Here is a 26823-nt window from a genome sequence, read left to right on the forward strand (position 1 = left end):
TCAATTGAATTTACTCTTTTTCCTCAAAATAATTTTCATAATAAACGTAAACACATTAATTTATTATGGACTTTTCTACTTTTGTTATACTATACTGTTTATGTTCATTTGTTTTCACAAAATTTAAATAAAAAACAAAAATGTTAATACATAGAAAAGCCATTTCTAAGGAAAAAGAAAGATTCTTTTGCTTAAGTACAAATGTATTATATCTAAAAAAAAGTATCTTCGACTCGTTTTGAAGCGCTTCCAATTATGTTTCGCGTTTTTTTTACTTTTTTAGATAAAAAAAGATATAATAAAAAAATAGGAGTGTGATTATACTATGTACGGAACACTACAGGTCTATATTTTTGAAGATAATTTTGCTTTTCGGAAACAAATTCATGAAATAATTAAATTATTATCTTCATCATATAACTATTTTTCTATAGAAGTAATTGAGATGGAAGAATCTGATTTTTCTATTTCTGCTCTGGATTCTTTAGTGATTAATGACAATGATATTTTTCTTGTGGATATTGATTTAAATACCTATTATTCGGGTATCGATCTTGCTAAAGCGATTCGTCATAAAAATGCAGAATGCTTTATTCTCTTTCTGACAAATCTAGAGAATAAAGCATTAGAGGTTATTAATCAGGGGATTTACGCTAAATCTTATATGATCAAAAATACTTCTTTGGATTTCGATACTTTTGAAGGTGTCTTTCGTTCTATTGAAGAAGATATACTTAAGCGTATGCAAAACCCAAATCACTATATCTCTTTAAAAAAATTCGGTGAGTTGCTCTTCTTGAACTATGAAGATATTCTCTACTTTACTTCAATGTCGGGAATACGGAATACTTTAGTTGTTCGCACAACACTCTCAGAACATATAGTACAAGGTTCTATTAATAAATTGAAAAAAGAGATTGAGGTTCCCTATTTCTCAACAGAATTAAAATCATACCTAATAAATTTAAATCGAATAAAATTATTAAATCGTTCAGCCAGTTTGATTTTATTTGACAATGATTCCGAATTGGAAGTCGGGTTCGCTATTATTGATAAACTAAACAAAACACTGAAAAATAGAATTTCTGGAGGAAAGTAACCCATGACGATCTCTTTTGTAATCGCTCTTTATGCGATTAACTTTTTACAAACTATTTGGTTGATTGGCTACAAAAAATACCTTAACTATCGACAATCAATTATCTTGACGGGGGTCATTGGGTTAATCTTATTTACCAGTTATTTTACTAGTTACTCCTTTGTTTTACTCCTACTATTCCTTTTAATTGAAGCTGCATTTATTTTCTTTTTCACAAAAAGTTGGCCATTGGTTGCACTTTATTCCTTATTACAAAATGCACTAGTACTTATTTCCTGGGCAGCGACTGTAGATATTTTGATTATTTTGTGGGCCAAGAATACGATTTCCTATGAACAATATTTTGCTTTAAGAGCTCCTATTATTATTTTGCAGCAGGTCGTCTTTTTCATATTACTATCACTATCAAAAAAAGTTGGTCATCAACAACTTTTTTTCATTTCTTTTGCTAAAATAAAAAAAAAGTATGTTGTTTCATCTATTTTATTCTTTGTCGTATCCTATTCTTTAAATATTCTTAGAGCTGTGATTATTTTACAATTAAAGCTTATTCCTTTTATTCAACTAACGGTCTTATTGCTAGCTCTTACAATTGTTTTTGTCTACACAATGTATAATTTGAGTCTTCTTTATGCACAACACGCTCAAATCAATATGCTTTCAAAAAAAGCATATCAAGAAGCGGAAACCTTAGCAGCAGCCAATGAATTCAAGCACGATTATCGTAATATTCTTTTAAGTCTAAAGACCTATATTGATCAACAGCAATATGAGAAGGCTAGTACCTATTTAGCTTCCATCATTGACTATTCAGATGACTTTACTAAAACAGATTATCACCCGCAGCTTTCCCAAATTGATATACTAGCAGTACAAGGCGTCATAATCAATTTCTTTGAAAAGTGCTCCACTTTAAATATTCCTTTTAAATTTATGATCACTCAACATATATCTGAACATGATCTCTCAATTAATTTAATTGATTTTATTCGTTGCTTTTCTATTATTTTAGATAATGCATTGGAGGAATCTATAGGTATTGATGATCCTCAAATTCAGCTAACAATAGCCAAAACACAACATAGCATCTTTATCGAAGTAAAAAATACTCATCATTCCACTGTTGCGATCGAGCACATATTAAAAAATAACTTTACAACGAAAAAGGGACATCAAGGAAAAGGGCTTTCTATATTTATCAAGCTATTAAAACAATATCCAAAAACAAACTATTCTTTTTCTAAGGAGAAAAATTTGTTTGTTGTGCGTCTTACGCTTCCAATCATTAAACAATAGCATCTCTAACTTATATTATTAGTTTTAGCTGATAATAAAGGGCTCTGTTTTGAAGATTACCGTCTTCTGACAGGGCGCCTTTTTTATTTTATGTTGTAAATTCATTTCAACTTAAAGGAGTTAGAAGAGTCAATAAAATATTGTGAAACAATTCAAATTGTCAAAATTGGGTAAAAAAAGGACGAGTTCAACACAAGCAAGTTAGCAGTGAAAGAAGGTCAAGAATTTTACTACTATAAAAATGAAGAAGGAATCATTTCATTAATTCCTAAAGCTACAGACTTTTTTTTAATGCGACTAAAGGTGTACGCTTGTAGATAGTGAAGATAAATTAGCAATGAATTTTTCACCAGAAGGTACTAAACCGGATGATTAGACAAGGTGATATTGTCACTATAAATTTTGCTCCTTCTAGAAGTAGTGACATACAAAAAAGATGACTAGCATTAGTAAGAAGTCGTAATGAATACACACTTTCTGCTGTCTGTCCGATCACTTCTACGACAAAAAACGCCCTTGCTTTCTACTAATAAGCAGTGGGGCTTTAAAAAGGGATCGTAAGGTGAATACCAAACAAGTATTTTCGTTAAGCTATATATTTGAAGTAAATCGGACTGTTAACGTTACTGTAACAGTTGATATGAAGACATTTTTAACTATTGTGTAGCAGTTCAATTTTCCATTTTTCTCTATAAAAAGAGCGTGAGACAAAACTAAGAATCAGTTTTGTTTCGCGCTCTAAATACGAATAAACGGCGAGAAAAAAACAGTATAAACGGGACAAAGGTATAACTCACTTTTGTTTCACACCTTAAATCCAAATAGTCTAATGGACTTTTTTCACAAAGCTATACTACATAAGTCTTTTATTTTTGTAAAAATTTGTTCATAATCTCATTAACTTCTGAAACAGATGTTGCTATATTGATTTGTGTAATCACATTAGCTATTTGCTTGAATTCTTTACTATTTGTATCTAATAAAGTTAAGTTAGTTAACTCAGCAATTTTTCGTGCAGTTTTCTGTTTTACTTCTTTTAGTTCTTGTTGTTCTTTAACCGTTGCTACAGTTGCATTGATTTCATCGATATTTTTTTGAGAGCTCACTTTATTTAATATAGCCATTACTCTACGGAATTCTTCACTATTGCTTGATAGAGTTGTAAAATTAGTAAGTGAGACAATTTCTTGTTTCGCATTTTCTCTCGCATCAAACAATACTTTATGAGCAGCAGTTCCTTCTACATCAGCTAAAATATTATTGATCTCTTTGATAGTTTTAGCTGCGTTAATTTGATTAAGAGCCTCTACTCCTTTTGTAAATTCATCGCTACTAGTTGATATAGAAACCAGGTTAGTCACATCAATAATTTCTTGTAGTGCGTTTTGTTTTGCAGATTCAAAATCAGAATCAGAATGTTTTGCTTCAACACTAATATTTTTACTTGCTGCTTGAACCTCTGAACCTGGTTGAGTTAGCATCACTGCCGCCATAGTTGAACCTATAATTAATGATAATACTGTCATTTTTTTCATGATAATTCCTCTTTTTCTACTTTTTAATTTAGAAGTAGCCTTTTTAGACTCTTCCACTCGTTACCTACGTTACAATAAAGAGACTTGAGTAACTAAGGGTTTCTATCATGGACCTTCCCTGTTCATAATAGAAACTGTTACGTTTCTTTTTTATTGTAGTGTTCGTTTTGACGTTTCAAAAGGAACATATACGATTACTGTTATATACCCTTTTGGAGAACGTTTTGTGGAACTATTCGCAATTCATCCTACTTCCAGCGAACTAAATAACTTGGCAAATTATCTTAAAAATCTGGAAATGAATGATATTATTAAAATGCTAGCTTCACAATTTATTGCGAGTTATTTGTCTATAGTTAACCACCTCCTTGATAATCTGATAAAGTCGAGTTAAAAAGTTAACGGAATTAAAGCCTTTTAACTATTTCATCGAGATTTTTATTCAGAATAATTTCGTCAATTGTTTCATTTTTATCTAATTGGCTAATGATTTTGGATTTAATACCAGAATGATTAGTAGCTTCTAAAAAATCAGATTCAAAAATACCCAAGTTGATACATAGAAATGAGTAATTTTGCCAACTTTAAAAATGGGTCTTCTACGTTAATGCTTCTTTAAAAATTCGATAATTAAGTCTATCAAAAGATAATCGTAAAATAAACCAACAAATTAATTAGATAAAAATCACTTTGTATTAGAAATACCATTAAAATAGTTAATTTATTTTAGTTTAATTCGGTTATATTTATTTAACTAATTATATTTTCGAAAAAATTTTTTTAGTATGAAAATAATTAGAATTATTTCATTAGGTATTTATTTCTAATTAAGCGTCTGAAATGGAGGTCATTTTATACTAGCAGATTCTAAAGAACCAGATTCATACTATCTAAATTGATAATAAAAATGGATGTTTTCACAGATTTTAGAAATGGAAGTCCCATGTAAATGCTCCTTTAGGATTTGATGATTACTAACATCAAGAGATAGGTGAAAAACAAGCTGAAAAATAAATTAGATTGAGTATGTATAATATTAGAAACGTTATAAAATCGTTATTTCATTTTTTTAAATTTATTTTCAAGTATTTTTCCATATAATCATTTTTGAGCATGAAAAGATTCTCCCACTGTCGGCACAGTTTATTAAGTATGACGTAAATCCCTCCAATCAACTAATGAAAATCAGGACATAAAAACACTCGATATAATTCTTCTGAATGAGATATAGATTTTTAGTTACTATGATTTTTATGGGTAACATAGAGGGCGGGGCAGAAGTATTTATTTCCGAAGGAGTTACTTCTGCTGCTCCCATTTATTCGCACCCTCGTTTTTTATATTTCGCTGGAGTGTTATCGTTGCAACTCTTATCTTTTAATCAGCTTGTTTGAGTCATACATTCAGTCTAAAACCGACGAATTAGAGCCTAAATAATAGTTAATTAACCTCCATCCCTCTTTGCTGGTACATCGCAAAGAGGGATGGAGGTTAATTTCTTCTATCAATATTATTTATATCTCACCGAATTTATTCATTATCAGGAACGGCACTTAGCTCCCATGTAAGTGTAGTTTGATAATTCGTTTGCTTCGGACGTGCTGTAGCTGGCACATCCAAATGAATACTTTTTTCATAACTTTATGACCTGCCTTTTCTTTTAATTAAATAAATAAGTGAACCAAGAATTATAAGAACAATCCCTACTAATAATTTATAGATAGTTGCATGATCAGTATCTTCAAAATCTACAGCTTTTTCATTCATTTTTTTCGCTTCCTGAGTCGTTACATAAAATTTTTTAGTAAATGTCCAGTTCTCTTGATCTAACCTTATTTTCATATTTAAAGTATACGTACCTGCTTTTATTTTCTCCTCATCCCAAGAAATCGGAAAATTAAAATTTGTATTAGGTACAATACTCATATGATCTTTTTTTTGTTTAAGAATCCTATCACTTTGACCTTTTTTTGTATTTTTATCTCAATAGAAACATTCCTAATTATTGTTCCTTGGCTATTTTGTATGTTCGCAAAAATAACAGGATGATAGTTCATTAAATCAGCCTTTAAATCTCGCAACACTAATTCTGGACTTACAGGTTCAATCTTCTCTCTTATTTGTAGACCAATGACATAGGAAAAAGAATTTTGTATAAATACATCTCTATTTTTTTCTGATCCGCAACCTCATCTGCATAAATTCTGATCCCTCCTAAAAATCAAATTATGTATTTGGACACCTTGATTTTTTTCATAAAAGTTTCAACTTTTCCTTTTTTTTGCATTTTTATCATAACAAATATAAAATTCCGGAAACTCGATTTAAAGCGGTTTCATTTTTATTTTGTGTTTTTTTGTAAAAAAATCATATATAGTGAATAGAATTACTAACTTAGAGGATTTGTAATAATAATCAATATTTATCACAGTAAAGATGATTTTATTTTTAAATATATGAATATCCTTTATATTAAATCTGTTTCTGACAAGTGAAATAAATTATTGGTTAAAACATCTCAATAATAACAAGTAGTAAAAAGAACCATTCGTTATTTAGAAATATAGTAAGCCCCTACTCTTTACATATGAGCCTAAAATCATTTCATATTAACTTAATTCACATTGCTAAATTAAACGCTACTGTTGAATTATTTATTTTAGATGATGGAAGAGAATTACAAGTTGACATTAAATTTATAAAAATAAAACTTGTTAAATTAAAGCTAATTCCGCTTTAATTTAACAAGTTTTATCATTTTTTCTTTATTTTTAATACTAAGAAACACATTTTTATAATTCTATTCACCAAAATAATTCCCAGGAACTACATTGATCGTTTTCGTCCGTGTATCCACATCTTCTACATAAAGCAATGACGTATAATCTTCAATCGCTCGTTGTCCTTTAAATTTAGATTCCGCAAAAACAGTGATCCCAACAAGCTCTGCCTCAAATTCTTCAATCAGGCTCTTCATTCCGTTAACCGTGCCGCCACCTTTCATGAAGTCATCCACGACTAACACTCTTGAACCACGTTTTAAGCTACGTTTTGATAATTCCATTTTTTCGATCCGTTCAGACGATCCAGAAACGTAATTCACGCTAACTGTTGAACCTTCCGTGATTTTTGAATCACGACGCACGATTACAAACGGCACATTCAAGTAATACGAAACCGCTTGGGCGATCGGTACCCCTTTTGTCGCCACTGTCATAACAGCATCGATTTTCTCACCTAAATATTTAGAAGCAATGATTCTCCCAACTTGGCGCAACAATTCTGGCTGTCCCAATAAATCAGAAAGATACACATATCCTCCTGGCAACAGACGATCTTGTTCTGATAAACGTTCACACAAAGCCATCACTAATTCTTTTGATTCCTCATATGGCATTTCCGGGATAAAACGAACGCCACCAGCTGCTCCTGGAATTGTTTCAAGAATGCCTGTCCCTCTTTGTTTGAATGTCTTTTTGATGATTGCTAAATCCTCACTGATCGATGATTTAGCCGATTTATAGCGCTGTGCAAAATGGGTCAAAGAAACCAATGTATGGGGATGATCCAACAAGTACTGTGTCATATCAATCAATCGTTCGCTTCTCCGAATTTTAGAATCTGTCACTTCTTCTCCTCTTTCCTTTAAGGTTTATTATTCGTTTGAATAATGACTATCCCTTATTTTTTATAGGTTCGTTATTCATTATTTTTCAACAAGTAAAATAAATGATACTTCCTCATAATCTATCGTTCCTATTATAGGGTGTTTTGCAAAAAAAATCGAGCATTTTTTGTAAAAATCGAAAAATAGTTCGCAATTTGAGAAACAAAAAAGAAGATAAAAGAGAGAACTTTCGTTTTTCTCCTTATCTTCTTTTCATTTAAATTGATTTATCTTTGACTCATCTTCTTATTTCGTTGCATTGTTACAACTACTTTACGGACGATGCTGACAAGGATAAATAGCGCGATAAAAATCAATGTAATGCTGGCACTTGGCGGTGTTTCTAAATAATAAGACCCTGTTAATCCTGTTAGCATGCCAATCAATCCCATGATGACACTAATAATAATGACTGTGTTAAATCCTTTACCGATGCGCATCCCGATTGCAGCTGGTAAAACCATGATTGCTGATATCAATAACGCACCCGCAATTGGGATCATTACCGCGATTGCCACACCTGTGATCACGTTGAACAGCATCGACATCCAGTGAATGGGTAATCCGTCCACATGTGCTGTATCTTCATCAAAGGTCAACACATACATTGGACGTTTAAATAAAACAAACAAAATCACTAACACCACAAACAGAACCGCTAAAATAACGACCTGTTGCCACGTGATCGTCACGATCGAACCGAATAGATATGACTGAATACTTGCTGCTGAATTTCCTCCGCTGAGGTTCATCAGCACCAGCGCTAGTGCTAAACCACCAGACATTAAAATCGCAATCGAAATTTCCGAGTACGTACTATAAATCATTCGCAAGTATTCTAAAATAATTGCTGCAATAATCACGACAACCAGCGTCATGATATCTGGATTCCAATTTAAGAAAAATCCTAAAGCAACTCCGGCGAGTGATACATGAGAAAGAGTATCCGCCATTAAAGATTGTCTTCTAATCACAAGAAACACACCTAACATCGGTGCAATCACCGAAATAAAAGTTGCAGCTAAGAAGGCTTTTCTCATGAACTCATATGAAAGCATCTCCATTGTGAATCCTCCTTCCGAACTAAACGAATTTGCCGATCAGCATATGATTTGATATCCTCATGGTCGTGAGTAATCATCAAAATCGCTTTACCATGATCATGGGCATTATGCCGTAAAAGGCGATAAAATTCATTTCTAGACGTTTCGTCCATCCCTGTTGTTGGTTCATCTAAAATAAATAAATCAGGGTCTGTCGCGAAAATACGAGCCAAACTGATGCGTTGTTTCTGCCCACCAGACAGTTCACCGATCCGTTTATGGCGCATGTCCCACATACCAACTGCTTTGAGTGCTTTTTCCACATGTTGATGATCTCTTTTTGTTAGTGGTTTAAACCAGCGATTACGTGGAAAACGGCCTGAGCGAACCAATTCGATCACTGTACTTGGGAATCCCGCATTAAATGACGCTACTTGTTGGGGAATATACCCGATGCTCAATTTTTCACCTGTCGTATTTTCTTTGGCGATCGTGATTTCCCCTTTAGTTGGTTTTAATAACCCTAAAGTACTCTTGATCAAGGTCGATTTTGCTGCACCATTTTCTCCTGTTAGAATCACAAATTCGCCAGGATCAACATGATATGAAACATCTTCTAAGACTGGCTCATCATCATAATAAAATGTGAGGTCTTTGACTTCTAGATAATGCATGACTCTACTCCTTCTTTAACCTTATAAACTGCTTAAATCGGGAAAAAAATGGTTCGTCTTTTATCCCGATTCTATTTACTTGATACTTTTCTTCAACGCTTCAAGATTGGCTTTCATCACTGAAATGTAATCTTCACCTTTATCTTGTTCTTTTTGGGTAATGCTTTCTAGCGGATTAAGGACTGCTAATTCTACATTTGTTTCACGCGCTAATGTTTCTGCAACTTTTGATGAAGCTGATGTTTCAAAATAAATCACTGATACATTATGTTCTTTGATGTATTTTTTCAACTCTGCCAAACGGCTAGGTGATGGTTCTTGATCAGGCGATATTCCCGCAATTGATTCTTGTGTCAAACCGTATTGTTTTGCTAAATAACCAAACGCTGCGTGCTGTGTCACAAATGTTTTGTTTTTAGCACTCGCAAATGCTTCTTTATATTCTGTATCTAACTCTTTTAATTTTTCAATATACGCTGTAGCATTTTTCTCAAATGTCTCTTTTTTATCTGGGTATTTTTCAACTAAGGCATCACGAATTGCTTCGACTTCTTTTTGTGCTAAGACTGGATCTAACCAGACATGAGGATCTAATTCGTGATCATGGTCATGTTCGTCATGATCAGCTTCTTCGCCATCATGATCATGCTCGTGAGCGGCACCTGCCATTAAATCGATTGAACCAGCTGCTTCTACAACCGCAACTTTTTTCTCGTCAACATTTTCTAGAACATCCTTGACCCATGTCTCTAATTCATGACTGTTGTACACAAACACATCTGCATCTGTGATTTTGGCAATATCTTTGGCACTTGGCTCATAGTCATGGGGCTCTGTTCCAGCCGGAATCAATAATTGAACGTCTCCAGCGTCACCTACCACATTTTTAGCGAAATCGTACATTGGATAAAAAGTTGTCACGACTTTTATTTTATCACTTTTCCCAGAATTGTCTTGCTCTTTTGTTTGTCCGCAGGCAGTTAGTGTAACCATTACAGCCATTAAAAGGATTCCTACAATATATTTCCAGCTATTTTTTCTCATCTATTTTATCTCCATTTCGATTTGTCTCAATCAAATCGTAATATTTACGATTTACTAGCAAGAACTAATTTAACAGAAGGAAAAGAGAACGTCAAGAGAAAATAGAAAAAAGATTTTATTAAGATTAAACTAATGAAACTATTTCCTGAAATGCATGAAGCAATAGCCAAAATTTACAATTTCGATGAAGAGGTTGGGACAGGAGTGTTTAACCCCGAGAAATAAGAAGAAATTCACGAAAATCGCTCTTCAAATTTTTGTGAATTTCAGCTTACTTCCGAAGGGGTTGCTTCTGCTCCCACCGTTCATTCATATTTAGGGTGTGAAACAAAAGTGCTTTTTACTTTTGTCCCACACCCAAGATTACGCACTATTCTACCGTATCAATGAGTTAGGAAGAAAAATTAAGTTTGGGAATATGTCCCCTCAAAAATAGATGCATCTCTCCTTTTAACACTCTCATGACTAACAAAAAACCACTCAATTGAGTGGTTTTTTGTTAGGTTCAATGTTCTAATATTTTCTTTTTCGTTTATTTTAAAGTCCGTACAATATACACTTCATCGCAAAAGCCTTTTAAGCCATTATAGATCCGTTGTGCACGTGTTTTCTTCTCGCATAAAGCAAAAACGGTTGGACCGCTACCGCTCATTAACGCTGCATCTGCTCCATATTTCATCATACGATCTTTGATTTGTTGAATCACTGGATGACGCTTGATCGTCACACCTTCTAACGCATTACCGATTTTTTCCGTCATTAACTGATAGTCATCTGTCTCAATCGCTTGTTTCAACCTATGAATATCGGGATGCTGAATACTATTGAAGGACAAACTGCCAAAAATCGAACTCGTTGAAACACTCATTCTAGGTTTTACTAAAACGACCCAACATTGCGGCATCGATGGTAAAAACTCGATCTTCTCTCCACGCCCAGTAACAAAGGCTGTACCACCATGGATACAATAAGGGACATCTGAACCGATCTTGCTACCTAGTTCAGCTAGTTCTTCTAAAGACAATCCTAAGTCCCACAAACGGTTCAAGCCACGTAATGCAGCAGCACAATCACTACTACCGCCAGCCAATCCAGCTGCTACGGGTATTCTTTTTTCTATATAAATTTTAACTCCTTGAGTAAGATTAAACGTGTTCTTCAGCAATTCCGCTGCCTGATACACATGATTTCTTCGATCCACTGGTAAAAAGGAGCTATCTGTTTCGATCACTATTTCGTTTTTCGGCAATACCTCAAAAGTCAGCCGATCCGCTAAATCTACACTAGCCATGATCATTTCTAACTCATGATAACCATCGTTTCTTTTATAGAGAGCATCCAACCCCAAGTTGATTTTTGCGGGCGCTTTTTCTATGATTTCCATTATTTTCACCTATCTAATCCCATACCTAACCATCTTCACAATCTTTTAAATTCTAACATATGTTGTTGGAGAAGTATATATTTGTTGAAAATTTGATATAATTTCCAAACGTTGCATGAGCGAGGTTGGGACAGAAGTGTTTATTTCCGAAGGTGTTACCGTTTATTCACCCTCCCATCGTTACACCCCCTCATATATCAATGATTTTTCAATACTTAAACATTAAATATAGCAGAAGCATTTTTTACGTTCAGTTTAGGGAATTTTTTTGAATAAAAATGAGCTTTTTCTTTATTTTCGCCAATAAAAGAACGATGGTTATTTAACTATCATTCTATCAAACAAGTTTTTTATCTTAAAATACTGAAAAATAATGACAAAATTGAACAAACAAATTAAATAAATAGCGCTATACTCTTTTTGTTCTCATGACGATGAGGATTAAAAAATTAGTTTTTAAATAGGAGGAATAAGTATGAAAAAAAATCTTTTACGTGTAACCTTAGCTGCATCGATTATTCTAGGTGGATCAGGAATTTTTACTGCTCAAGATGCATCTGCTCATGGTTATATTTCAAGTCCACCATCAAGAGCTTACTATGGGGCACTTGAAAAAAATACGATTGGGTATCAAGCCGCACAACAAAAGTACGGCGCAGTTATAAACGAACCACAAAGTTTAGAAACTGGAAAAGGGTTCTCAAAAAATTTTGGAATCAATTTATTTCCATGGGAAACGGGTGCTTCTGGAAATGGACCTGCTGACGGAAAGATCGTCTCTGCAAATGATGCATTAGGCAGTCAAATCAGTATTCAAAAAGAGAATTATTGGAAAATGAACGACATAAATACAGGTAAACTGGATATTACTTGGCATTATACAGCCACTCATGCGACAAGCCGTTGGACCTATTACATCACAAAAAATGGCTGGAATCCAAATAGCCCAATTAAACGCAGTGACCTTCAATTAATCAAAGATGTTCCATTTACTGGAGCGCAAGCTAATACTAGCTTAACACATACGGTGGATATTCCAGCAGATCACAAAGGTTACCATGTTATTTTAGGGGTTTGGGATGTAAGCAATACAGGAGCTGCTTTCTATCAAGCTGTGGATGTAAATATCAAAAATGGTACCGAAACAACTCCTCCAAAACCTGAAAAAGCGCCTGCCACTCCAACGAATGTAAACGCAACGGAGATAACAACTACTTCTGCAAAATTAACATGGGCAAAAGTAGACAATGTACAAGAATATAACATTTATAGAAATAATAATAAAATTGCAACAACGTCAGCTAACACGCTCACTGACGAAAACTTAACAGAGAATACAACCTATAATTACCAAATCGAAGCAGTTGGTACAAATGGACAACTATCTGAAAAATCTAATACAGTGACGGTCCTAACAAAATCTGCTGAACAAAAAGACAACCAAAAGCCAACGGTTCCCGCCGGCCTACACACAATGGAAATAACTGAAACTTCTGTTACCTTAATGTGGACAAAATCAGAACACTTTTTAGGAGTCAAAAATTATGAAGTGTATCGTGACGGGAAAAAAGTTACGACAACTGCAAATACAAATTTTAAAGATACAGGATTACAAGCCAACACGACTTACGCGTATACAATAAAAGCCTTCAGCTTAGGCGGAAACCCATCACAACTTAGTGAAAAATTTTCTGTCACAACTAAAAAGGCAGCAGTAACTTCTGGAAAATCAACTTGGGATAAAACAAAAGTGTATAATTCTGGGGACGAAGTTTTCTATAATGGCTTAAAATATCAAGCAAAATGGTGGACTCAGAATGAGAAGCCTGACGAATCAGATGCTTGGAAATCCCTCTCTAATACTGCTGTAGAATGGAGTGCAAAAAAAGCTTACAATGCAGGTGAACGTGTGATTTTCCAAGGAAAAACATACAAAGCAAAATGGTGGATCAAAGGTGCTCAGCCCTCAACCTCAAATGTTTGGGAATTAGTTTAACGACCTATCGTATCCTTTTATAAATTTAATCAACAAAAAATCCTAGCCAAAAGCAGTTTCGCTTTAGCTAGGATTTTTTTTCTGTATTTATAAGCAATCAAAGAATTTTTCTTCTATTTTTAATGTAAAAAAAATACAACTGGAAACATAGATTTCACGCCTTATCAACCTATATACACTCGTTTAGTAATATATCACCTGAAATGATGATCGTACGGGTAGCCATCATTTTTTCAGCTAATACATCTGGTTGTTTTTGTTCTTCTTTAACCTTTTCTTATTCACTCATCTCTTATCCTTCTTTGTGTATCTAGCGAAAGTCTGGCATAATTTTAATTTGTACACAAATTATGACATGAGCGATTTAGCTACCATTCATCAAAAAAGTAGAGCTAAAGCGAAAACGCTTTAGCTCTACTTTTAAAAAATCAACTAAATTCTTTAGACTGCTTCACTGACAAATTCAATCTCTACTGTGCGTGTTAACACATCAGAATAACTATAAGAAACTCGTTCAAATGAGTTTTCATCTGGATCTAAATCTACAACGAAGACAGATGGATATGTTTCTGTCAAAATACCGTTACGTTCTGTTTGACGCTTTCTGCCGGTCTGAGCAACTAATGTGATTTTGCTGCCGATACGACATTCTAGATCTTTTTTAATGGAAGCTAAAGTTGTTGGCATTGCATTCACCTCAATTTCCATCATACCACATATTAATAAAAATAACAAGTTTACCATAGCAGAAAATGAAATGCAACTAATTATAATTTATAAATGGATAATTATTTAATGTGAAAAATAATAAAATTCTCATTTAATCATAAATAATGGCTTTCAATTTCTTTTTTGCTCGATCATAAGCACTTCTAACTGTGACTTCGCGGCTATCTGTGGCTTTAGCGATCTCTTCTAATTCTTTGCCACTCATATATTCTTCGAATGTCGTTCGTTCAAATGGTGACAGCACAATCGGTAGTTGTTCTAATTTTTCCCGTATGATCATTTGCTCTAATGCATCTCCATCTTCGGTTCCTATATAATCAAAAAAAGCTTCTCCCTGATTTTCTATTTTTTGATCTAACGAAATGGACTGTGTATCGATTGTCCGTTTGAGCGCACATTGTTTTCTGATCAAACTACGAATATGATTTTCAAAATTTGACCTAAAGAATTTCCCAATAGAAACATTATGCACTTCTTCATATTTTTCTAGTGACCGGTGAAAAATGATCCGACCTTCCTGCAACCAATCTTCTCGATCAAAATCCTTCAGGTAATACTTTTTTTGAAACTTGTACACCACCGGATGATATTTTCGATACAGACGGTCAAATGCTAATGGATCTCCTTTTAATACAACTTCATACTTATTCATCAACAACATTCTCCTTCCAAGCATTCTACCAAAATGCTTGGAAAAATCGTACCATTGTTTTTTTAAAAAAGGGAATAAATTCACAATTAATCTTTCTTTTTGGACAATTCGTCCAATTTATCGGACAGTTTTGACAATTGTTCTAAATTCCACGGAGAATTTCGCCGAAAATCTTGAAAATGGATATCCGTTGCATGAACTGCTATCGTACGTTCCGTTTTTTGAACATTTTTATACAATTCATTCGCCGATGCTCGTAAAGCGCCTTTTGAAAAAACCAGCCATTGCTCTGCCAAGTCACTCGTTGCAACCGTCACTTGAGTCAATCGATCATTTTTCTCTCCTGCAATCCGCTCAATATAACTATCTGCAGTCTCTTCTTCTTTCGTAAAAACTACTGTTAAATGGTATTTTTTATACGTTTGCTGAATTCCAGGAACTAACTGCGCATCAAAAACCACAATAACATCCAAATCTTCGTATTTGGCATAATTAGATAAACGCTGCAGTAATAATTCTCTAGCATCTTCAAGTTTATTTTGATTTTTTAGCTGAACCAACTCCGGCCAAGATCCGATCATATTATAACCATCAACGATCAATAACTGTTTTTTCATTCTGCTTTGTCACCTTCTTTATACAGTTGCTGAGACAGAAGATTAATACCAACATTACTTCTATCTCGCCATTAAACTAACGATTTAAAGAGGATTTCGTCCACGATAAGCTTCATACATCAACAAACCAGCTGCAACACCCGCATTCAAACTTTGAACATGCCCGCTCATCGGAATCGTCAATAGTTCATCTACTTCTTTATGCAGTCCCTGACTCATCCCACGGCCTTCATTACCAATGATTAAAGCGATCGCGCCTTGGCTATTCCATTTACGATAATCCGTGCCTTTCATATCTGTTCCGAAAATCCAAAAACTATTTTCCTTAAGCGTTGCAATACTTTGCGCTAAATTTGTTACACGAGCAACTGGGATATATTCGACTGCACCAGTTGAAGCTTTCGTCACAACTGGCGTAATTCCAACTGCACGGTGTTTAGGAATAATGATTCCATCTACACCAGTTGCATCAGCTGTTCTCAATATCGAACCAAAATTATGCGGATCTTCTAAACTATCTAAAATCAAGAAAAATGGTGTCTCTGTCTTTTCTTTCGTACGATCAAGTAATTCATCCAACGTTAGGTATTCATACGCTGTAATCGCCAATACGATCCCCTGATGGACACCATGATTGGTCATTGCATCGAGTTTTTGCTTTGGTACCCATTTTACAGGTACAGCATTTTCTTTTGCTAATAATTTTAAATGTTCGACTTTCTCACTTTTGCTATCTTCTTGAAGAAATAATTTATTCCCTCGACCTTGCTGAATCGCCTCTATCGTTGCATGATTGCCAAAAACAAAGTTGTCTTCGATCTCTTCTTGGGAGACTTCACGCTCTTTTTTTACTGGTTCTTTTTTAAACGGCTGATTTTTTTGCGGCTTGTTTCCCTTAAAAGGTCGTTTTTTATCATTTCTCATTTTTTTCACCTACTTTTTTTATACACCAATCGATCAATTCTTCCAAACGTTCCGTTTGTTTAGTAAGGTGCAGATAGCCCATCAACGATTCAAATCCAGTTGCAATTCGATACGTTGTGATATCAGCATTTTTCGCAGACGTATGGCTTTTCGCATTGCGGCCGCGTTTGTACATTAATTCTTCACTTTCTGAAAGTAATTTTTCTTCCAACATTTCTTGAATCAAAAAAGCTTGGGCTTTTGCTGAAACATAATGTGTTGCCATACGGTGTAGCGTATTTGGTTTGGTTTGTCCTTGTTCCACTAAGTAATCGCGGATATAAATCTCATAGATTGCATCTCCTACATAAGCCAAAGCTAAACCGTTTAATTGAGTATAATCTCTCATTCACTTCTTCTCCATCTAGTTCCTTGTGCTGTGTCTTCCAAGGTTATTCCTTTGTCTTTTAATAAATCACGAATTTCATCACTACGGGCAAAATCTCGGTTTGCACGTGCTTGATTACGTTCTTCGATCAACTGATCAATGTCGTCATCTAGCAACTCTTCTGATAAAAAGAAAATACCAAAAATACTTAACCATTGTGTAAACTGTTCTAGCGCTTTTTCGATTACCACTGCTGATACAGCCTCTTGCTCACTGTATTGATTTAGCCATTTCGCCATTTCATACACCACAGTGATTCCGTTTGCTACGTTAAAATCATCATCCATTTCAGTTGTGAAACGTATTTCCAAATCTGCTAATTCTTGTAACTTTTGAGTATCTTCGTCACGTTCTGTTACTGCATCGGTTTTTCTAAAGGATAGATTCTCAAACGCATTTTTTAATTTTTGTAAATTAACGCCTGCTTCTTTCATCGTTGTTTCACTATAACGAATTGGGCGGCGATATTGTGTAGTAGCCATAAAGAAACGCAAGACTTGAGGGTCGACTTGCTTCACTAGTTCATGAACTGTTACAAAGTTTCCTAGTGATTTGCTCATTTTTTCATCGTCTTCACCAATCGTGACAAAACCATTGTGCATCCAGTAATTGGCGAATTTTTGACCTGTTTTTGCTTCACTTTGCGCGATTTCATTTTCATGATGAGGAAACTCTAAATCTTGACCGCCACCATGAATATCAATTGTATCACCTAAGTGTTTCGTTGCCATAACAGAACACTCGATGTGCCATCCAGGACGACCAGCTCCCCACGGAGAATCCCAAGAAATTTCGCCTTCTTTTGTACCTTTCCACAACGCAAAATCTAACGGATCTTCTTTCAGATCTTTTTCTACGCCTGTCCGTTGACTAGCACCAACTTCTAATTCATCGATCGATTGATGGCTAAGTTTGCCATACCCTTCAAACTTGCGTGTCCGATAATAAACATCGCCTTGCGATTCGTAAGCATAGCCTTTGTCGATCAATGTTTGGATAAAGGTTAAAATATCCGGCATGTGATCCATCACGCGTGGGTGAAGTGTTGCTGGTTTTACATTCAAACTATTCGTATCTTCTTCAAATGCATGAATAAAACGATCTGCAACTTCTGGTGCTGTGATGCCAAGGTCTTTCGCAGCTCGAATAATTTTATCATCTACATCAGTAAAGTTTGAGACATAATTTACTTCATAGCCGCGGTATTCTAAGTAACGTCTGATCGTGTCAAACGCCATCGAACTGCGAGCATTGCCGATATGAATATAATTGTAGACTGTTGGTCCGCAGACATACATCCGGACTTTTCCTTCTTCTATTGGTTGAAATACTTCTTTTTCTCTCGTTAATGTATTATAAATTTGAATCATACGCTACCTCCAATTTTTTCTCCTTTAATCCTGACAATTTTTGCCGGGATTCCGACGGCTGTTGCATCATCTGGAATATCTGTTAAAACAACGGCAGAAGCACCTATTTTGGCTCGTTCACCTATTGTAACAGGTCCTAATATTTGAGCATGTGCATGGATCATCGCACCTTTTTTGACAGTTGGATGTCGTTTTCCGGTATCCTTACCTGTTCCGCCTAATGTCACACCATGAAATAACACAACATCTTCTTCGATTTCTGCAGTTTGACCAATCACAACGCCCATACCATGATCGATAAAAACACCGGGTGCGATCGTTGCTCCGGGATGGATTTCAACTCCTGTTAAAAATCGCCAAAACTGCGCGTGGATCTTCGCTATTAAAAACAGCCGATGTCTATATAAAAAATGAGAAAAACGATGCCAAAACAACGCATGCAACCCTGGATATGTAAGCAATGCTTCAAATGTTGAACGTGCAGCTGGATCATTGTTTTTGACTGCCCTAACAGCTCTTTTTAACCAACTCATATTTTTGCTCCTTTCGTTTGATTTTAAACATAAAAGCTTAGCAAGCTCATTCAGTTCTTTCTGAAGGCCTATTGATACTAAACAAATAAACGCCTTTTAAACGAAGTAACTTCGTTTAAAAGACGCTTATGCGTGGTTCCACTTTTTTTCACAGGTTTCCCTGCCTCAAAACAGATAACGGTTGTTGGCCGTTTTCAGCTACATATCGCTGAAACTATTCAAAGATGCATTTCAAAAAGTGCTGACAACTGTTTTCACCATCCACAGTCTCTCTAAAGACAAACGCTTTTTTACTTCTTCTTCTCAACATATTTCTATTATAAAACGTTATTTAAATGATCCAACGCTTTTTCTTTCCCTAAAAGTTCAATTGTATCGCCTAATTCTGGCCCATGCATTTGTCCTGAAACAGCTACACGGATCGGCATAAATAGATTTTTACCTTTAACGCCTGTTTCTTGTTGAACCGCTTTGATACCTGCTTTAATACTTGGGACATCAACCACGTCCATCGCTTCTAGTTGTGCTTTGAAAGCGGCTAAAACAGCAGGTACAGTTTCTCCAGCTAAAACTTCTTTCGCTGCATCGTCTAAGACTGGATGTTCATTGAAGAATAATTCAGATACATTAACGATTTCTGCAGCATAGCTCATTTGTGGTTGGTATAAGCTAACGACTTTTTTCAACCATTCTAATTTTTCGCTACTTGGTTGCGCTTCGACTTTGCCTTCGGCTACTAAATATGGAAGACACATATCCGTTAAGACATCTAAGTCTAATTGTTTCATGTATTGGTTATTGACCCATTCAAGTTTCTTCCCATCAAAAGCTGCTGGTGATTTGCTTAAACGTTCTGGATCAAAGATTTTGATCAATTCTTCTTGTGAGAAGATTTCTTCTTCTCCAACTGGTGACCAGCCTAATAAAGCGGTAAAGTTGAACATCGCTTCTGGTAAATAGCCAAGTTCACGGTATTGTTCGATAAATTGTAAAATTGATTCATCACGTTTACTTAACTTTTTACCTGTCTCAGAGTTAATGATCAAGGTCATATGGCCAAATTCTGGTGCTTTCCAGCCAAATGCTTCATAAACCATCAATTGTTTAGGCGTATTGGCAATGTGATCGTCACCACGTAAAACATGGGTGATTTTCATCATGTGGTCGTCCACTGCTACTGCAAAGTTATACGTTGGCATACCATCACGTTTTTGAATAACGAAGTCGCCTCCGATATTATCTGATTCAAAAACGATTTCGCCTTTGACCATATCTTCAAATGTATAAGATGTATTTCTTGGTACACGGAAACGAATAACTGGTTTCAATCCTTGTGCTTCTTTTTCGGCTTGTTCAGAAGGTGTCAACTCTGAACATTTACCTGAATAATGAGGCATTTCGCTGCGAGCACGTTGCGCTTCTCTTTCAGCTTCTAATTCTTCTTCAGTACAATAACATTTATAAGCACGATTGCTTACCAACAGTTGATCGATCAAAGGTTGATAAATTTCGCTACGTTCTGATTGACGATAAGGACCGTACTCACCTGGTTTTTCAGGAGATTCATCCCAATCCATCCCTAGCCAAGCTAAGTTTTCTAGTTGGCTTTTTTCGCCATCTTCAATGTTTCTCTTTTGATCGGTATCTTCAATACGAATAATAAAATCACCATCATTATGACGGGCAAATAAGTAATTAAATAAAGCCGTTCTTGCATTTCCAATATGCAAGTGTCCAGTTGGACTTGGTGCGTAACGTACACGTACTTTTGTCATTGTGCATTCCTCTTTCTATTTATCAAGTAAAGCGACCGCGATCGCTCCCATACCTTCTTCTTGACCAATAAAGCCCATTTTCTCCATCGTCGTTGCTTTTAAATTGATTTGATTTGTTTCGATTTGACAGGCTTTGGCGATGTTTTCTTTCATCTGTTCTAAATAAGGTTTCATTTTTGGTTGTTCTGCTAAAATTGTACAATCAATATTGCCAATAGTAAAGCCACCAGTTAAAATTTTTTGATTTGCTTCGTATAATAATTTCATTGAGTCCGCATCTTTAAATTTCGGATCTGTATCAGGGAACAAATGACCAATGTCGCCAAAGCCAGCAGCGCCTAACAGCGCATCCGTAATTGCATGCAACAATACATCTGCATCCGAGTGTCCTAGTAATCCTTTTTCAAATGGTAGTTCCACACCACCGATGATCAATTTTCGTCCTGCTACCAATTGATGAACGTCAAATCCTTGCCCGATTCTTATCATATTTTTTCACCTAGCTTCTTTTTCGTTTCACGATTGCTTCGCCAATCAGCATATCTTCTGGCGTGGTCAATTTAATATTTTCATAACTACCCAATACCATTGAGACAGGTAAATGACTATATTTTTCAATAAGTGATGCATCGTCTGTTCCTAAATATTCTTCTTGTTGGGCACGAACATGAACTGCCAATAAATCCTCCCCATAAAAAGCTTGCGGCGTTTGAATTTGCCATAATGTTTCACGTGGAACTGTCTCTTGTACGATTCCTTCAATCACTCGTTTGATCGTATCTTTGACTGGAACACCTAAAATTGCAGCTCTCGTTTCTTGCACCTTTTGGTGTAATAATTTCAATTGTTTCAAAGTGACAAATGGTCTTGCACCATCGTGAACCATCACAATATTTTTTTGATCAAGTAATGCTTTTAACCCATTATAAACACTGTATTGCCTTTCACAACCACCAGAGACGATCGTAATTTGACAGTTTTTTTTCTTTGTTTCTTTTTTGACCATTGCCGCTAATAAATCTTGTTCCTCTTCTTGCGTAACCAAGACAATGTGTTTACATGCAGGATCATTTAAAAATGTATTTAATGAATAAGAAATAACTGGCTTTCCAATTAAATGCAATAAAATCTTATTTCGGCTGGCACCCATTCTCTTACCTTGTCCAGCAGCCAATAATATGACTTCATAATCCAGTGCTTTGTTTCTATTTTCAGCTTTTTTCATTGGCTCTATGTTCTTCTTTACTCTCGTCGATCCCACGACCTGAGTGAGCTGGTTTAGCAAAAATCATCCGACCTGCTGCCGTCTGTAATGCGCTTGTTACAACTACTTGAATATGTTCGTTCATGTAATGCTGCCCATCTTCAACTACAACCATTGTGCCGTCATCTAAGTAAGCCACACCCTGTTGTCGTTCTGTACCAGCTTTAACAACCATCACGTTCATCGTTTCACCTGGAATCACAACAGGTTTTACGGCATTTGCTAAGGCATTAATATTCAATACCGGAACATTTTGAAACTCAGAAACTTTGTTCAAATTATAGTCGTTTGTTACAACTACACCATCCAATAATTTGGCTAATTTGATCAGTTTACTATCGACTTCTGAAATATCTTCAAAATCGCCTTCATACATTTCAACTGAAATCCCATCTTCTTTTTGCAGTGCATTTAAAATATCCAAACCACGACGTCCACGAACACGCTTTAGACTATCACCAGAATCAGCAATGTATTGCAGCTCATACAGCACAAAATTCGGAATCAAAATAACCCCTTCTAAAAAACCAGTTTTAGCAATGTCGTAGATTCTACCATCAATGATCACACTTGTATCCAAAATTTTGTATTTATGAAAATGATCCTCGACTCTACGATCTAGTACTTCGCCTTCATTTTCAACCTGAATTTTCTTTTGCTTAGGAGTGAAGATTTTGCGCCACTCATCAATACGAGTTGTTCCCATACGAAATCCAAGGTAACCAAAAATAATCATGACCAAAATCGGTAATACACTATTTACAAACGGGATATTCAAGTTGTACATTGGAATCGAAATAATCACACCAATGACCAGACCAAGAATCGCACCGATACTACCGAATAATAGATACGTCAAACTCATTTCATTTAATGCTGCTTCTACTTTTTTTACAGCTGAAACAATATACTTCGCTAACCCTAACGATAAAATAAAGAAAATAAGTGCACCAATCAAACTGTTAGTAAAGTTATTGTTCAGCCATGTATTATCTGCCTGTTTCGCCATGTCCCAAGCCATCGGTAATAATGAGATACCTAAGCTTGCACCTGCGACGACCATCAGCAGTGTGATGACACGTTTCTGCATAGATTCATCCTCCAATATAGTCATACTTATTTAAAGATTGAAAGGAGAGATCGATCTTTAAATCTTTTATCGATCTCTTGACTCTCACTCTATTTGAATACTTTTCTTAGTGTTTCTCCGATTGTCGCAACACCAACAATCTCGATGCCTTCTGGTGGAGTCCAACCACCTAAATTATTTTTTGGTAAATAAATTTTAGTGAAACCTAGCTTCTGTGCTTCTCGTACTCGTTGTTCAATACTATTCACACGACGAATCTCACCAGTCAAACCAATTTCACCAATAAAACATTCTGTTGGCTTTGTACCATTTTCTTTATAGCTGGAAGCAATGCTCACAGCCACTGCTAAATCAATGGCTGGTTCGTTGATTTTCACGCCTCCAGCAGCTTTAAGATACGCATCTTGATTTTGTAGTAGCAATCCGGCACGCTTCTCTAAAACTGCCATAATCAAGGAAACACGATTAAAATCTAGTCCAGTCGTTGTCCGTTTGGCATTCCCAAACATCGTTGGTGTTACCAAAGCCTGAACCTCAACTAAAATCGGACGTGTTCCTTCCATCGCTACAACAATTGCTGAACCAGTGGCATCAGCCAGTCGCTCTTCTAAAAAGACTTGAGAAGGATTCGCGACTTCTTCTAGTCCATGCTCCCGCATTTCGAAAATACCGATCTCATTGGTGGAACCAAAACGATTTTTTACTGCTCTTAATATTCTGAATGTATGATGCTTATCACCTTCAAAATATAAAACAGTATCTACCATGTGCTCAAGCATACGTGGCCCTGCAATCGAGCCTTCTTTGGTCACATGACCTACAATGAAGATCGCAATCCCATTGGTTTTAGCTATTTTCAATAGTTCAGCTGTCGTCTCTCGTACTTGGCTGACGCTTCCGGCCACACTGGTCACATCAGGTTGCGTCATTGTTTGAATGGAGTCGATGATCACATAATCTGGTTCCAACTTTTCGATTGCACGACTTATTTCGTTCATATCTGTTTCAGCATACAAATAAAATTCCGTATCGATCGAGCTTAAACGCTCAGCACGCATTTTGATTTGTTCCGCACTTTCCTCACCAGATACATAGAGTACTTTGCCGCCGATTTCAGCAAGCTGTTGTGACACTTGTAATAACAGTGTTGATTTACCGATCCCAGGATCTCCGCCAATCAGAACAAGTGATCCAGGAACGACACCGCCACCTAACACACGATTCAGTTCTACCAACTTAGTTTTAACCCTGGGTTCTTTCTTAGGAACAACTTCCGCTAAACGCTGCGGCTGAGTCTTTTTACCAGTTAAACTAACTCTAGCACGACGATCTGTCGTATCTTGAATGATTTCTTCGGTCATTGTGTTCCACTGGCCGCAATTCGGACAGCGTCCTAAATATTTAGGGGAGATATACCCGCACGTTTGACACTCAAATTGAACTTTTGCTTTTTTTGCCATATGCTATCCCCTCGTTTTGATGTATTCTTTATTTTACCATAGTATCGGTCTCTTAGACTAAGACTTCCCACTATAAAATACGCAGTTTTCCAGTGAATTTGTCTTAATTTTTACCAGAAGAGCCAAATCCGCCTGTGCGTTCTGTTTCTACGTCATCAACATCGGCTAAAAGAAATGGTTTAAAGATTCCTTGTCCAATTCGTTCGCCTTTTTCAATGACCATCTCTTCATAACCGAAATTCAAAAACTGAAACATGATATGCCCTTCATTGCCTTCGTTATTATAATAATCGCGATCGATCACACCTACACCATTGGCTAACATTAAAAAGCGTTTCAAAGGATTTGATGAACGACTCACTAATTCTAAATACTCATTTTCAGCCATGTACGCTTTGATTCCTGTTTTTACCAAAACTGGTTTTGGTGCTATACCTTGTGCTTGTAGTTTCCAAATGCTTGGGACAACGACTGTTTCAGCCGCTTCAAAGTCGTAGCCTGCAGCCCCTTTTGTCGCACGCTCAGGAAGTGCAATGCCTTGGTCTTTATAATCTGTAATAATCTCAAATCCTCGTTGTTTCATCAAAAATCTCCTCTACTTGTAAACTATTTCTATTTTAACATATTCCAATGATTCCAAGCTTACTTTTACAGTATCTTTACTATTCTCTCGTATTTTTTTAATGTTTACACATTATTTGGACTCATTTTGTTCATATTTTACTACTTCATAAAGTATAAAAGAAAAAAATAACATCAATCCGACGATGCTAATCACATGGACATGCTCTACTAACTGAAGAGCGGCTGGATTATGCGTTCGATGTGCCGTGATCTGCAAAACTGTTTTAACGGGTAACTGTGCTTGTTTCGCTAACAACCATAAAACACTCATCAATAACAACTGGTGAGTCACACTGCCTTTGGTTTGAGTGCTGTATTTCGTAATAATGCGTTGGTCTTGAGGTAAACTCTCTTCTTGATAATACTGCTGATTCAAGAAATTACCTGTCGCACTTATAAAACAGCTGAGCAAAAAGACGCCTACTGGAAAAAGCGGTCGAAACAATAACAACAATAATGACAGGATAAAACTGCCCAGATGAATAATTTTAGCATCCACTTTAGGAAATATGCGGTATAAAAATTTAATAACAACGGCTGACCCGATTATTCCCATAATATAAGGAACATATAAATTAGTAGTCAGGCGATCTATTCCTAAACGTAACGAAACATAAAACGTCCCAAAGAGCAGTAGAAAATTCATACACATACCATTAGCAAATGTTAACAAATTCAACCATAAAGGGAGTTTCCAACTTTTTATTTGACTGTTTAAATACCAGCCGGCCACTAAAAATAAGATAGAAAAACCGATAATGCCAACATCTAGAAGTTGCGGATCAAATAGCAATCGGGCGGATCGAATAAATAATAAAAGAATAAAGAAAAACAAAAATAAAAAGAACTCTTTGACTGAGATTACTTGTTGATTAACTTCATTGAAATCAATTTCATAATCTGGGTAATGAGTAACCGTATGATAAGCTGCTATATACAGTAAAGTATACTCGGCTAAAACTAAAGGAAGCCTCAATTCTTTCGACAACATCAGCGTTGCAATCACGCCCCCGAATATCAGTAAAATAAAAAGATATTTTCTACCCGTCAAAGTAGAATATCCTTGGTGCTTCTCATGATAATTGACAGTAGTATTAGCGGCGGGCAACCATGACGCACTGATCCCAAGTAAAACAGCTGAAAAAAGATAGGCAGGAAAATAAAATTGGCCTAACACGCCAACCAAACAACCGGCACCTCCAAGCAGAATCGAAATGATCAGCACATTAAAACTCGTCAACGCTAGTTTGAAACTTTTTAACAGAAATATCCCCGTCATCCGAAACGTATAAAAAAGGACAAAAGGTAAAATTCTCTCCATCGTGGTTCCATCACTTAAACTCAAAAATAAAAAATATGGAATAAAAATAATTGTATTGGATAAAATAAACGGCGCAACTTGTAGAAAATTGCGGGCTAGTTCTTTTAGTTTGGACATCAATCATGCTCCTTCAACCTAGTCTATTTCAAAATATACCTCTGTATTAGACTTATTCAAAATTATTAAGCCCATTTTATCGTCGCTCTTATTATAACCCATTGTAACTTTGATGACTCTTTTTTTAAAGATCTGACCATTCATTATCTAGCCTATAACACTTAAGCACTAAGATTCAGTAT

At 35.6% G+C, this 26823-nt stretch carries 24 protein-coding genes, 1 pseudogene and 1 other annotated feature; of the genes and pseudogenes, 3 read left to right on the top strand and 22 right to left on the bottom strand.

Annotated elements, in window-relative coordinates; translation table 11 throughout:
• Positions 1-325: 325 nt before the first annotated feature.
• Positions 326-1099: a LytR/AlgR family response regulator transcription factor gene (locus I583_RS13520; protein WP_010761974.1), complete on the top strand. Its 774-nt coding sequence runs from the start codon at positions 326-328 to the stop codon at positions 1097-1099.
• A gap of 3 nt (positions 1100-1102) precedes the next feature.
• Positions 1103-2395, top strand: a complete 1293-nt coding sequence (locus I583_RS13525) for a GHKL domain-containing protein (protein WP_010761975.1) — start codon at positions 1103-1105, stop codon at positions 2393-2395.
• Positions 2396-3261: 866 nt separating this feature from the next.
• Here the strand turns inward: I583_RS13525 and I583_RS13530 are convergent.
• The 8 genes and pseudogenes from I583_RS13530 to ispE form a co-directional block, all read right to left on the bottom strand.
• Entirely contained in the window at positions 3262-3930 is a 669-nt protein-coding gene (locus tag I583_RS13530; RefSeq protein ID WP_010761976.1) for a GA module-containing protein, read from the bottom strand.
• Positions 3931-5460: 1530 nt separating this feature from the next.
• A complete protein-coding gene (locus tag I583_RS17140; protein ID WP_071865901.1) occupies positions 5461-5556 on the bottom strand; it encodes a WxL domain-containing protein in 96 nt (31 codons plus the stop codon).
• 15 nt (positions 5557-5571) lie between these two features.
• Positions 5572-6086: pseudogene (locus I583_RS17145) on the bottom strand (DUF3324 domain-containing protein).
• A gap of 644 nt (positions 6087-6730) precedes the next feature.
• On the bottom strand, positions 6731-7558 hold the full coding sequence (purR, locus tag I583_RS13540; RefSeq protein ID WP_010761978.1) for a pur operon repressor: 828 nt from the start codon (positions 7556-7558) through the stop codon (positions 6731-6733).
• Positions 7559-7824: 266 nt separating this feature from the next.
• Positions 7825-8661, bottom strand: coding sequence for a metal ABC transporter permease (locus I583_RS13545; protein WP_010761979.1), 837 nt, complete (start codon positions 8659-8661; stop codon positions 7825-7827).
• Positions 8634-9314, bottom strand: a complete 681-nt coding sequence (locus I583_RS13550) for a metal ABC transporter ATP-binding protein (RefSeq protein ID WP_010761980.1) — start codon at positions 9312-9314, stop codon at positions 8634-8636. Before I583_RS13550 ends, I583_RS13545 begins: the two co-directional genes overlap by 28 nt.
• Positions 9315-9389: 75 nt before the next feature.
• On the bottom strand, positions 9390-10358 hold the full coding sequence (locus tag I583_RS13555; protein WP_010761981.1) for a metal ABC transporter substrate-binding protein: 969 nt from the start codon (positions 10356-10358) through the stop codon (positions 9390-9392).
• Positions 10359-10890: 532 nt separating this feature from the next.
• A complete protein-coding gene (gene ispE, locus I583_RS13560) occupies positions 10891-11742 on the bottom strand; it encodes a 4-(cytidine 5'-diphospho)-2-C-methyl-D-erythritol kinase (protein ID WP_010761982.1) in 852 nt (283 codons plus the stop codon).
• 475 nt (positions 11743-12217) lie between these two features.
• Between ispE and I583_RS13565 the strand changes: the two genes are divergently transcribed.
• Positions 12218-13738, top strand: a complete 1521-nt coding sequence (locus I583_RS13565; protein ID WP_010761983.1) for a lytic polysaccharide monooxygenase — start codon at positions 12218-12220, stop codon at positions 13736-13738.
• A 441-nt stretch (positions 13739-14179) separates the two neighbouring features.
• Here I583_RS13565 and I583_RS13570 read toward each other — a convergent pair whose 3' ends face one another.
• The 14 genes from I583_RS13570 to I583_RS13635 all read right to left on the bottom strand — a co-directional run bounded on the left by I583_RS13570 (position 14180) and on the right by I583_RS13635 (position 26641).
• On the bottom strand, positions 14180-14425 hold the full coding sequence (locus I583_RS13570) for a Veg family protein (protein ID WP_010761984.1): 246 nt from the start codon (positions 14423-14425) through the stop codon (positions 14180-14182).
• Between the two features lie 133 nt (positions 14426-14558).
• Entirely contained in the window at positions 14559-15119 is a 561-nt protein-coding gene (locus I583_RS13575) for a sigma-70 family RNA polymerase sigma factor (protein WP_010761985.1), read from the bottom strand.
• Positions 15120-15205: 86 nt separating this feature from the next.
• Positions 15206-15736, bottom strand: a complete 531-nt coding sequence (locus I583_RS13580) for an NYN domain-containing protein (RefSeq protein WP_010761986.1) — start codon at positions 15734-15736, stop codon at positions 15206-15208.
• Positions 15737-15820: 84 nt separating this feature from the next.
• Positions 15821-16660 (bottom strand): 23S rRNA (guanosine(2251)-2'-O)-methyltransferase RlmB, encoded by an 840-nt coding sequence (gene rlmB, locus I583_RS13585; RefSeq protein ID WP_010761987.1) that lies wholly within the window; start codon positions 16658-16660, stop codon positions 15821-15823.
• The gene (locus I583_RS13590; RefSeq protein WP_010761988.1) at positions 16650-17048 is read right to left on the bottom strand and encodes a Mini-ribonuclease 3; all 399 of its coding nucleotides are present in this window, start codon (positions 17046-17048) and stop codon (positions 16650-16652) included. The genes rlmB and I583_RS13590 overlap by 11 nt, the downstream gene beginning before the upstream one ends.
• The gene (gene cysS, locus I583_RS13595) at positions 17045-18457 is read right to left on the bottom strand and encodes a cysteine--tRNA ligase (RefSeq protein WP_010761989.1); all 1413 of its coding nucleotides are present in this window, start codon (positions 18455-18457) and stop codon (positions 17045-17047) included. The genes I583_RS13590 and cysS overlap by 4 nt, the downstream gene beginning before the upstream one ends.
• Positions 18454-18990, bottom strand: a complete 537-nt coding sequence (gene epsC, locus I583_RS13600) for a serine O-acetyltransferase EpsC (RefSeq protein WP_010761990.1) — start codon at positions 18988-18990, stop codon at positions 18454-18456. The genes cysS and epsC overlap by 4 nt, the downstream gene beginning before the upstream one ends.
• 115 nt (positions 18991-19105) lie before the next feature.
• Positions 19106-19306, bottom strand: a binding site (T-box leader).
• A gap of 1 nt (position 19307) precedes the next feature.
• Positions 19308-20765 carry a glutamate--tRNA ligase gene (gene gltX / locus I583_RS13605; protein WP_010761991.1) on the bottom strand — a complete coding sequence of 486 codons (1458 nt, stop codon included), beginning with the start codon at positions 20763-20765 and terminating at the stop codon, positions 19308-19310.
• 15 nt (positions 20766-20780) lie between these two features.
• Positions 20781-21254, bottom strand: a complete 474-nt coding sequence (ispF, locus tag I583_RS13610) for a 2-C-methyl-D-erythritol 2,4-cyclodiphosphate synthase (protein WP_010761992.1) — start codon at positions 21252-21254, stop codon at positions 20781-20783.
• Between the two features lie 10 nt (positions 21255-21264).
• A complete protein-coding gene (ispD, locus tag I583_RS13615) occupies positions 21265-21990 on the bottom strand; it encodes a 2-C-methyl-D-erythritol 4-phosphate cytidylyltransferase (RefSeq protein WP_010761993.1) in 726 nt (241 codons plus the stop codon).
• The gene (locus tag I583_RS13620) at positions 21977-23119 is read right to left on the bottom strand and encodes a PIN/TRAM domain-containing protein (RefSeq protein WP_010761994.1); all 1143 of its coding nucleotides are present in this window, start codon (positions 23117-23119) and stop codon (positions 21977-21979) included. Before I583_RS13620 ends, ispD begins: the two co-directional genes overlap by 14 nt.
• A gap of 89 nt (positions 23120-23208) precedes the next feature.
• Positions 23209-24579, bottom strand: a complete 1371-nt coding sequence (radA, locus tag I583_RS13625; protein ID WP_010761995.1) for a DNA repair protein RadA — start codon at positions 24577-24579, stop codon at positions 23209-23211.
• A 103-nt stretch (positions 24580-24682) separates the two neighbouring features.
• On the bottom strand, positions 24683-25162 hold the full coding sequence (locus I583_RS13630; RefSeq protein WP_010761996.1) for a dCTP deaminase/dUTPase family protein: 480 nt from the start codon (positions 25160-25162) through the stop codon (positions 24683-24685).
• Positions 25163-25273: 111 nt separating this feature from the next.
• Entirely contained in the window at positions 25274-26641 is a 1368-nt protein-coding gene (locus tag I583_RS13635) for a hypothetical protein (RefSeq protein WP_010761997.1), read from the bottom strand.
• Positions 26642-26823 lie beyond the last annotated feature (182 nt).

The organism is Enterococcus haemoperoxidus ATCC BAA-382, from assembly GCF_000407165.1.
Classification (GTDB): domain Bacteria; phylum Bacillota; class Bacilli; order Lactobacillales; family Enterococcaceae; genus Enterococcus_L; species Enterococcus_L haemoperoxidus.

Excerpts from the sequence above, each read along its gene's own strand:
- gltX (WP_010761991.1), bottom strand. The coding sequence starts at position 20,765 with ATGACAAAAGTACGTGTACGTTACGCACCAAGTCCAACTGGACACTTG.
- I583_RS13580 (WP_010761986.1), bottom strand. The coding sequence starts at position 15,736 with ATGAAAAAACAGTTATTGATCGTTGATGGTTATAATATGATCGGATCT.
- I583_RS13520 (WP_010761974.1), top strand. The coding sequence starts at position 326 with ATGTACGGAACACTACAGGTCTATATTTTTGAAGATAATTTTGCTTTT.
- I583_RS13570 (WP_010761984.1), bottom strand. The coding sequence starts at position 14,425 with ATGCCAACAACTTTAGCTTCCATTAAAAAAGATCTAGAATGTCGTATC.
- ispD (WP_010761993.1), bottom strand. The coding sequence starts at position 21,990 with ATGAAAAAAGCTGAAAATAGAAACAAAGCACTGGATTATGAAGTCATA.
- I583_RS13575 (WP_010761985.1), bottom strand. The coding sequence starts at position 15,119 with ATGAATAAGTATGAAGTTGTATTAAAAGGAGATCCATTAGCATTTGAC.
- I583_RS13555 (WP_010761981.1), bottom strand. The coding sequence starts at position 10,358 with ATGAGAAAAAATAGCTGGAAATATATTGTAGGAATCCTTTTAATGGCT.
- I583_RS13550 (WP_010761980.1), bottom strand. The coding sequence starts at position 9,314 with ATGCATTATCTAGAAGTCAAAGACCTCACATTTTATTATGATGATGAG.
- ispF (WP_010761992.1), bottom strand. The coding sequence starts at position 21,254 with ATGATAAGAATCGGGCAAGGATTTGACGTTCATCAATTGGTAGCAGGA.
- I583_RS13620 (WP_010761994.1), bottom strand. The coding sequence starts at position 23,119 with ATGCAGAAACGTGTCATCACACTGCTGATGGTCGTCGCAGGTGCAAGC.
- epsC (WP_010761990.1), bottom strand. The coding sequence starts at position 18,990 with ATGAGTTGGTTAAAAAGAGCTGTTAGGGCAGTCAAAAACAATGATCCA.
- I583_RS13530 (WP_010761976.1), bottom strand. The coding sequence starts at position 3,930 with ATGAAAAAAATGACAGTATTATCATTAATTATAGGTTCAACTATGGCG.
- I583_RS13630 (WP_010761996.1), bottom strand. The coding sequence starts at position 25,162 with ATGAAACAACGAGGATTTGAGATTATTACAGATTATAAAGACCAAGGC.
- I583_RS13565 (WP_010761983.1), top strand. The coding sequence starts at position 12,218 with ATGAAAAAAAATCTTTTACGTGTAACCTTAGCTGCATCGATTATTCTA.
- I583_RS13545 (WP_010761979.1), bottom strand. The coding sequence starts at position 8,661 with ATGGAGATGCTTTCATATGAGTTCATGAGAAAAGCCTTCTTAGCTGCA.
- cysS (WP_010761989.1), bottom strand. The coding sequence starts at position 18,457 with ATGATTCAAATTTATAATACATTAACGAGAGAAAAAGAAGTATTTCAA.
- I583_RS13525 (WP_010761975.1), top strand. The coding sequence starts at position 1,103 with ATGACGATCTCTTTTGTAATCGCTCTTTATGCGATTAACTTTTTACAA.
- radA (WP_010761995.1), bottom strand. The coding sequence starts at position 24,579 with ATGGCAAAAAAAGCAAAAGTTCAATTTGAGTGTCAAACGTGCGGGTAT.
- I583_RS13590 (WP_010761988.1), bottom strand. The coding sequence starts at position 17,048 with ATGAGAGATTATACTCAATTAAACGGTTTAGCTTTGGCTTATGTAGGA.
- ispE (WP_010761982.1), bottom strand. The coding sequence starts at position 11,742 with ATGGAAATCATAGAAAAAGCGCCCGCAAAAATCAACTTGGGGTTGGAT.
- rlmB (WP_010761987.1), bottom strand. The coding sequence starts at position 16,660 with ATGAGAAATGATAAAAAACGACCTTTTAAGGGAAACAAGCCGCAAAAA.
- I583_RS13635 (WP_010761997.1), bottom strand. The coding sequence starts at position 26,641 with ATGTCCAAACTAAAAGAACTAGCCCGCAATTTTCTACAAGTTGCGCCG.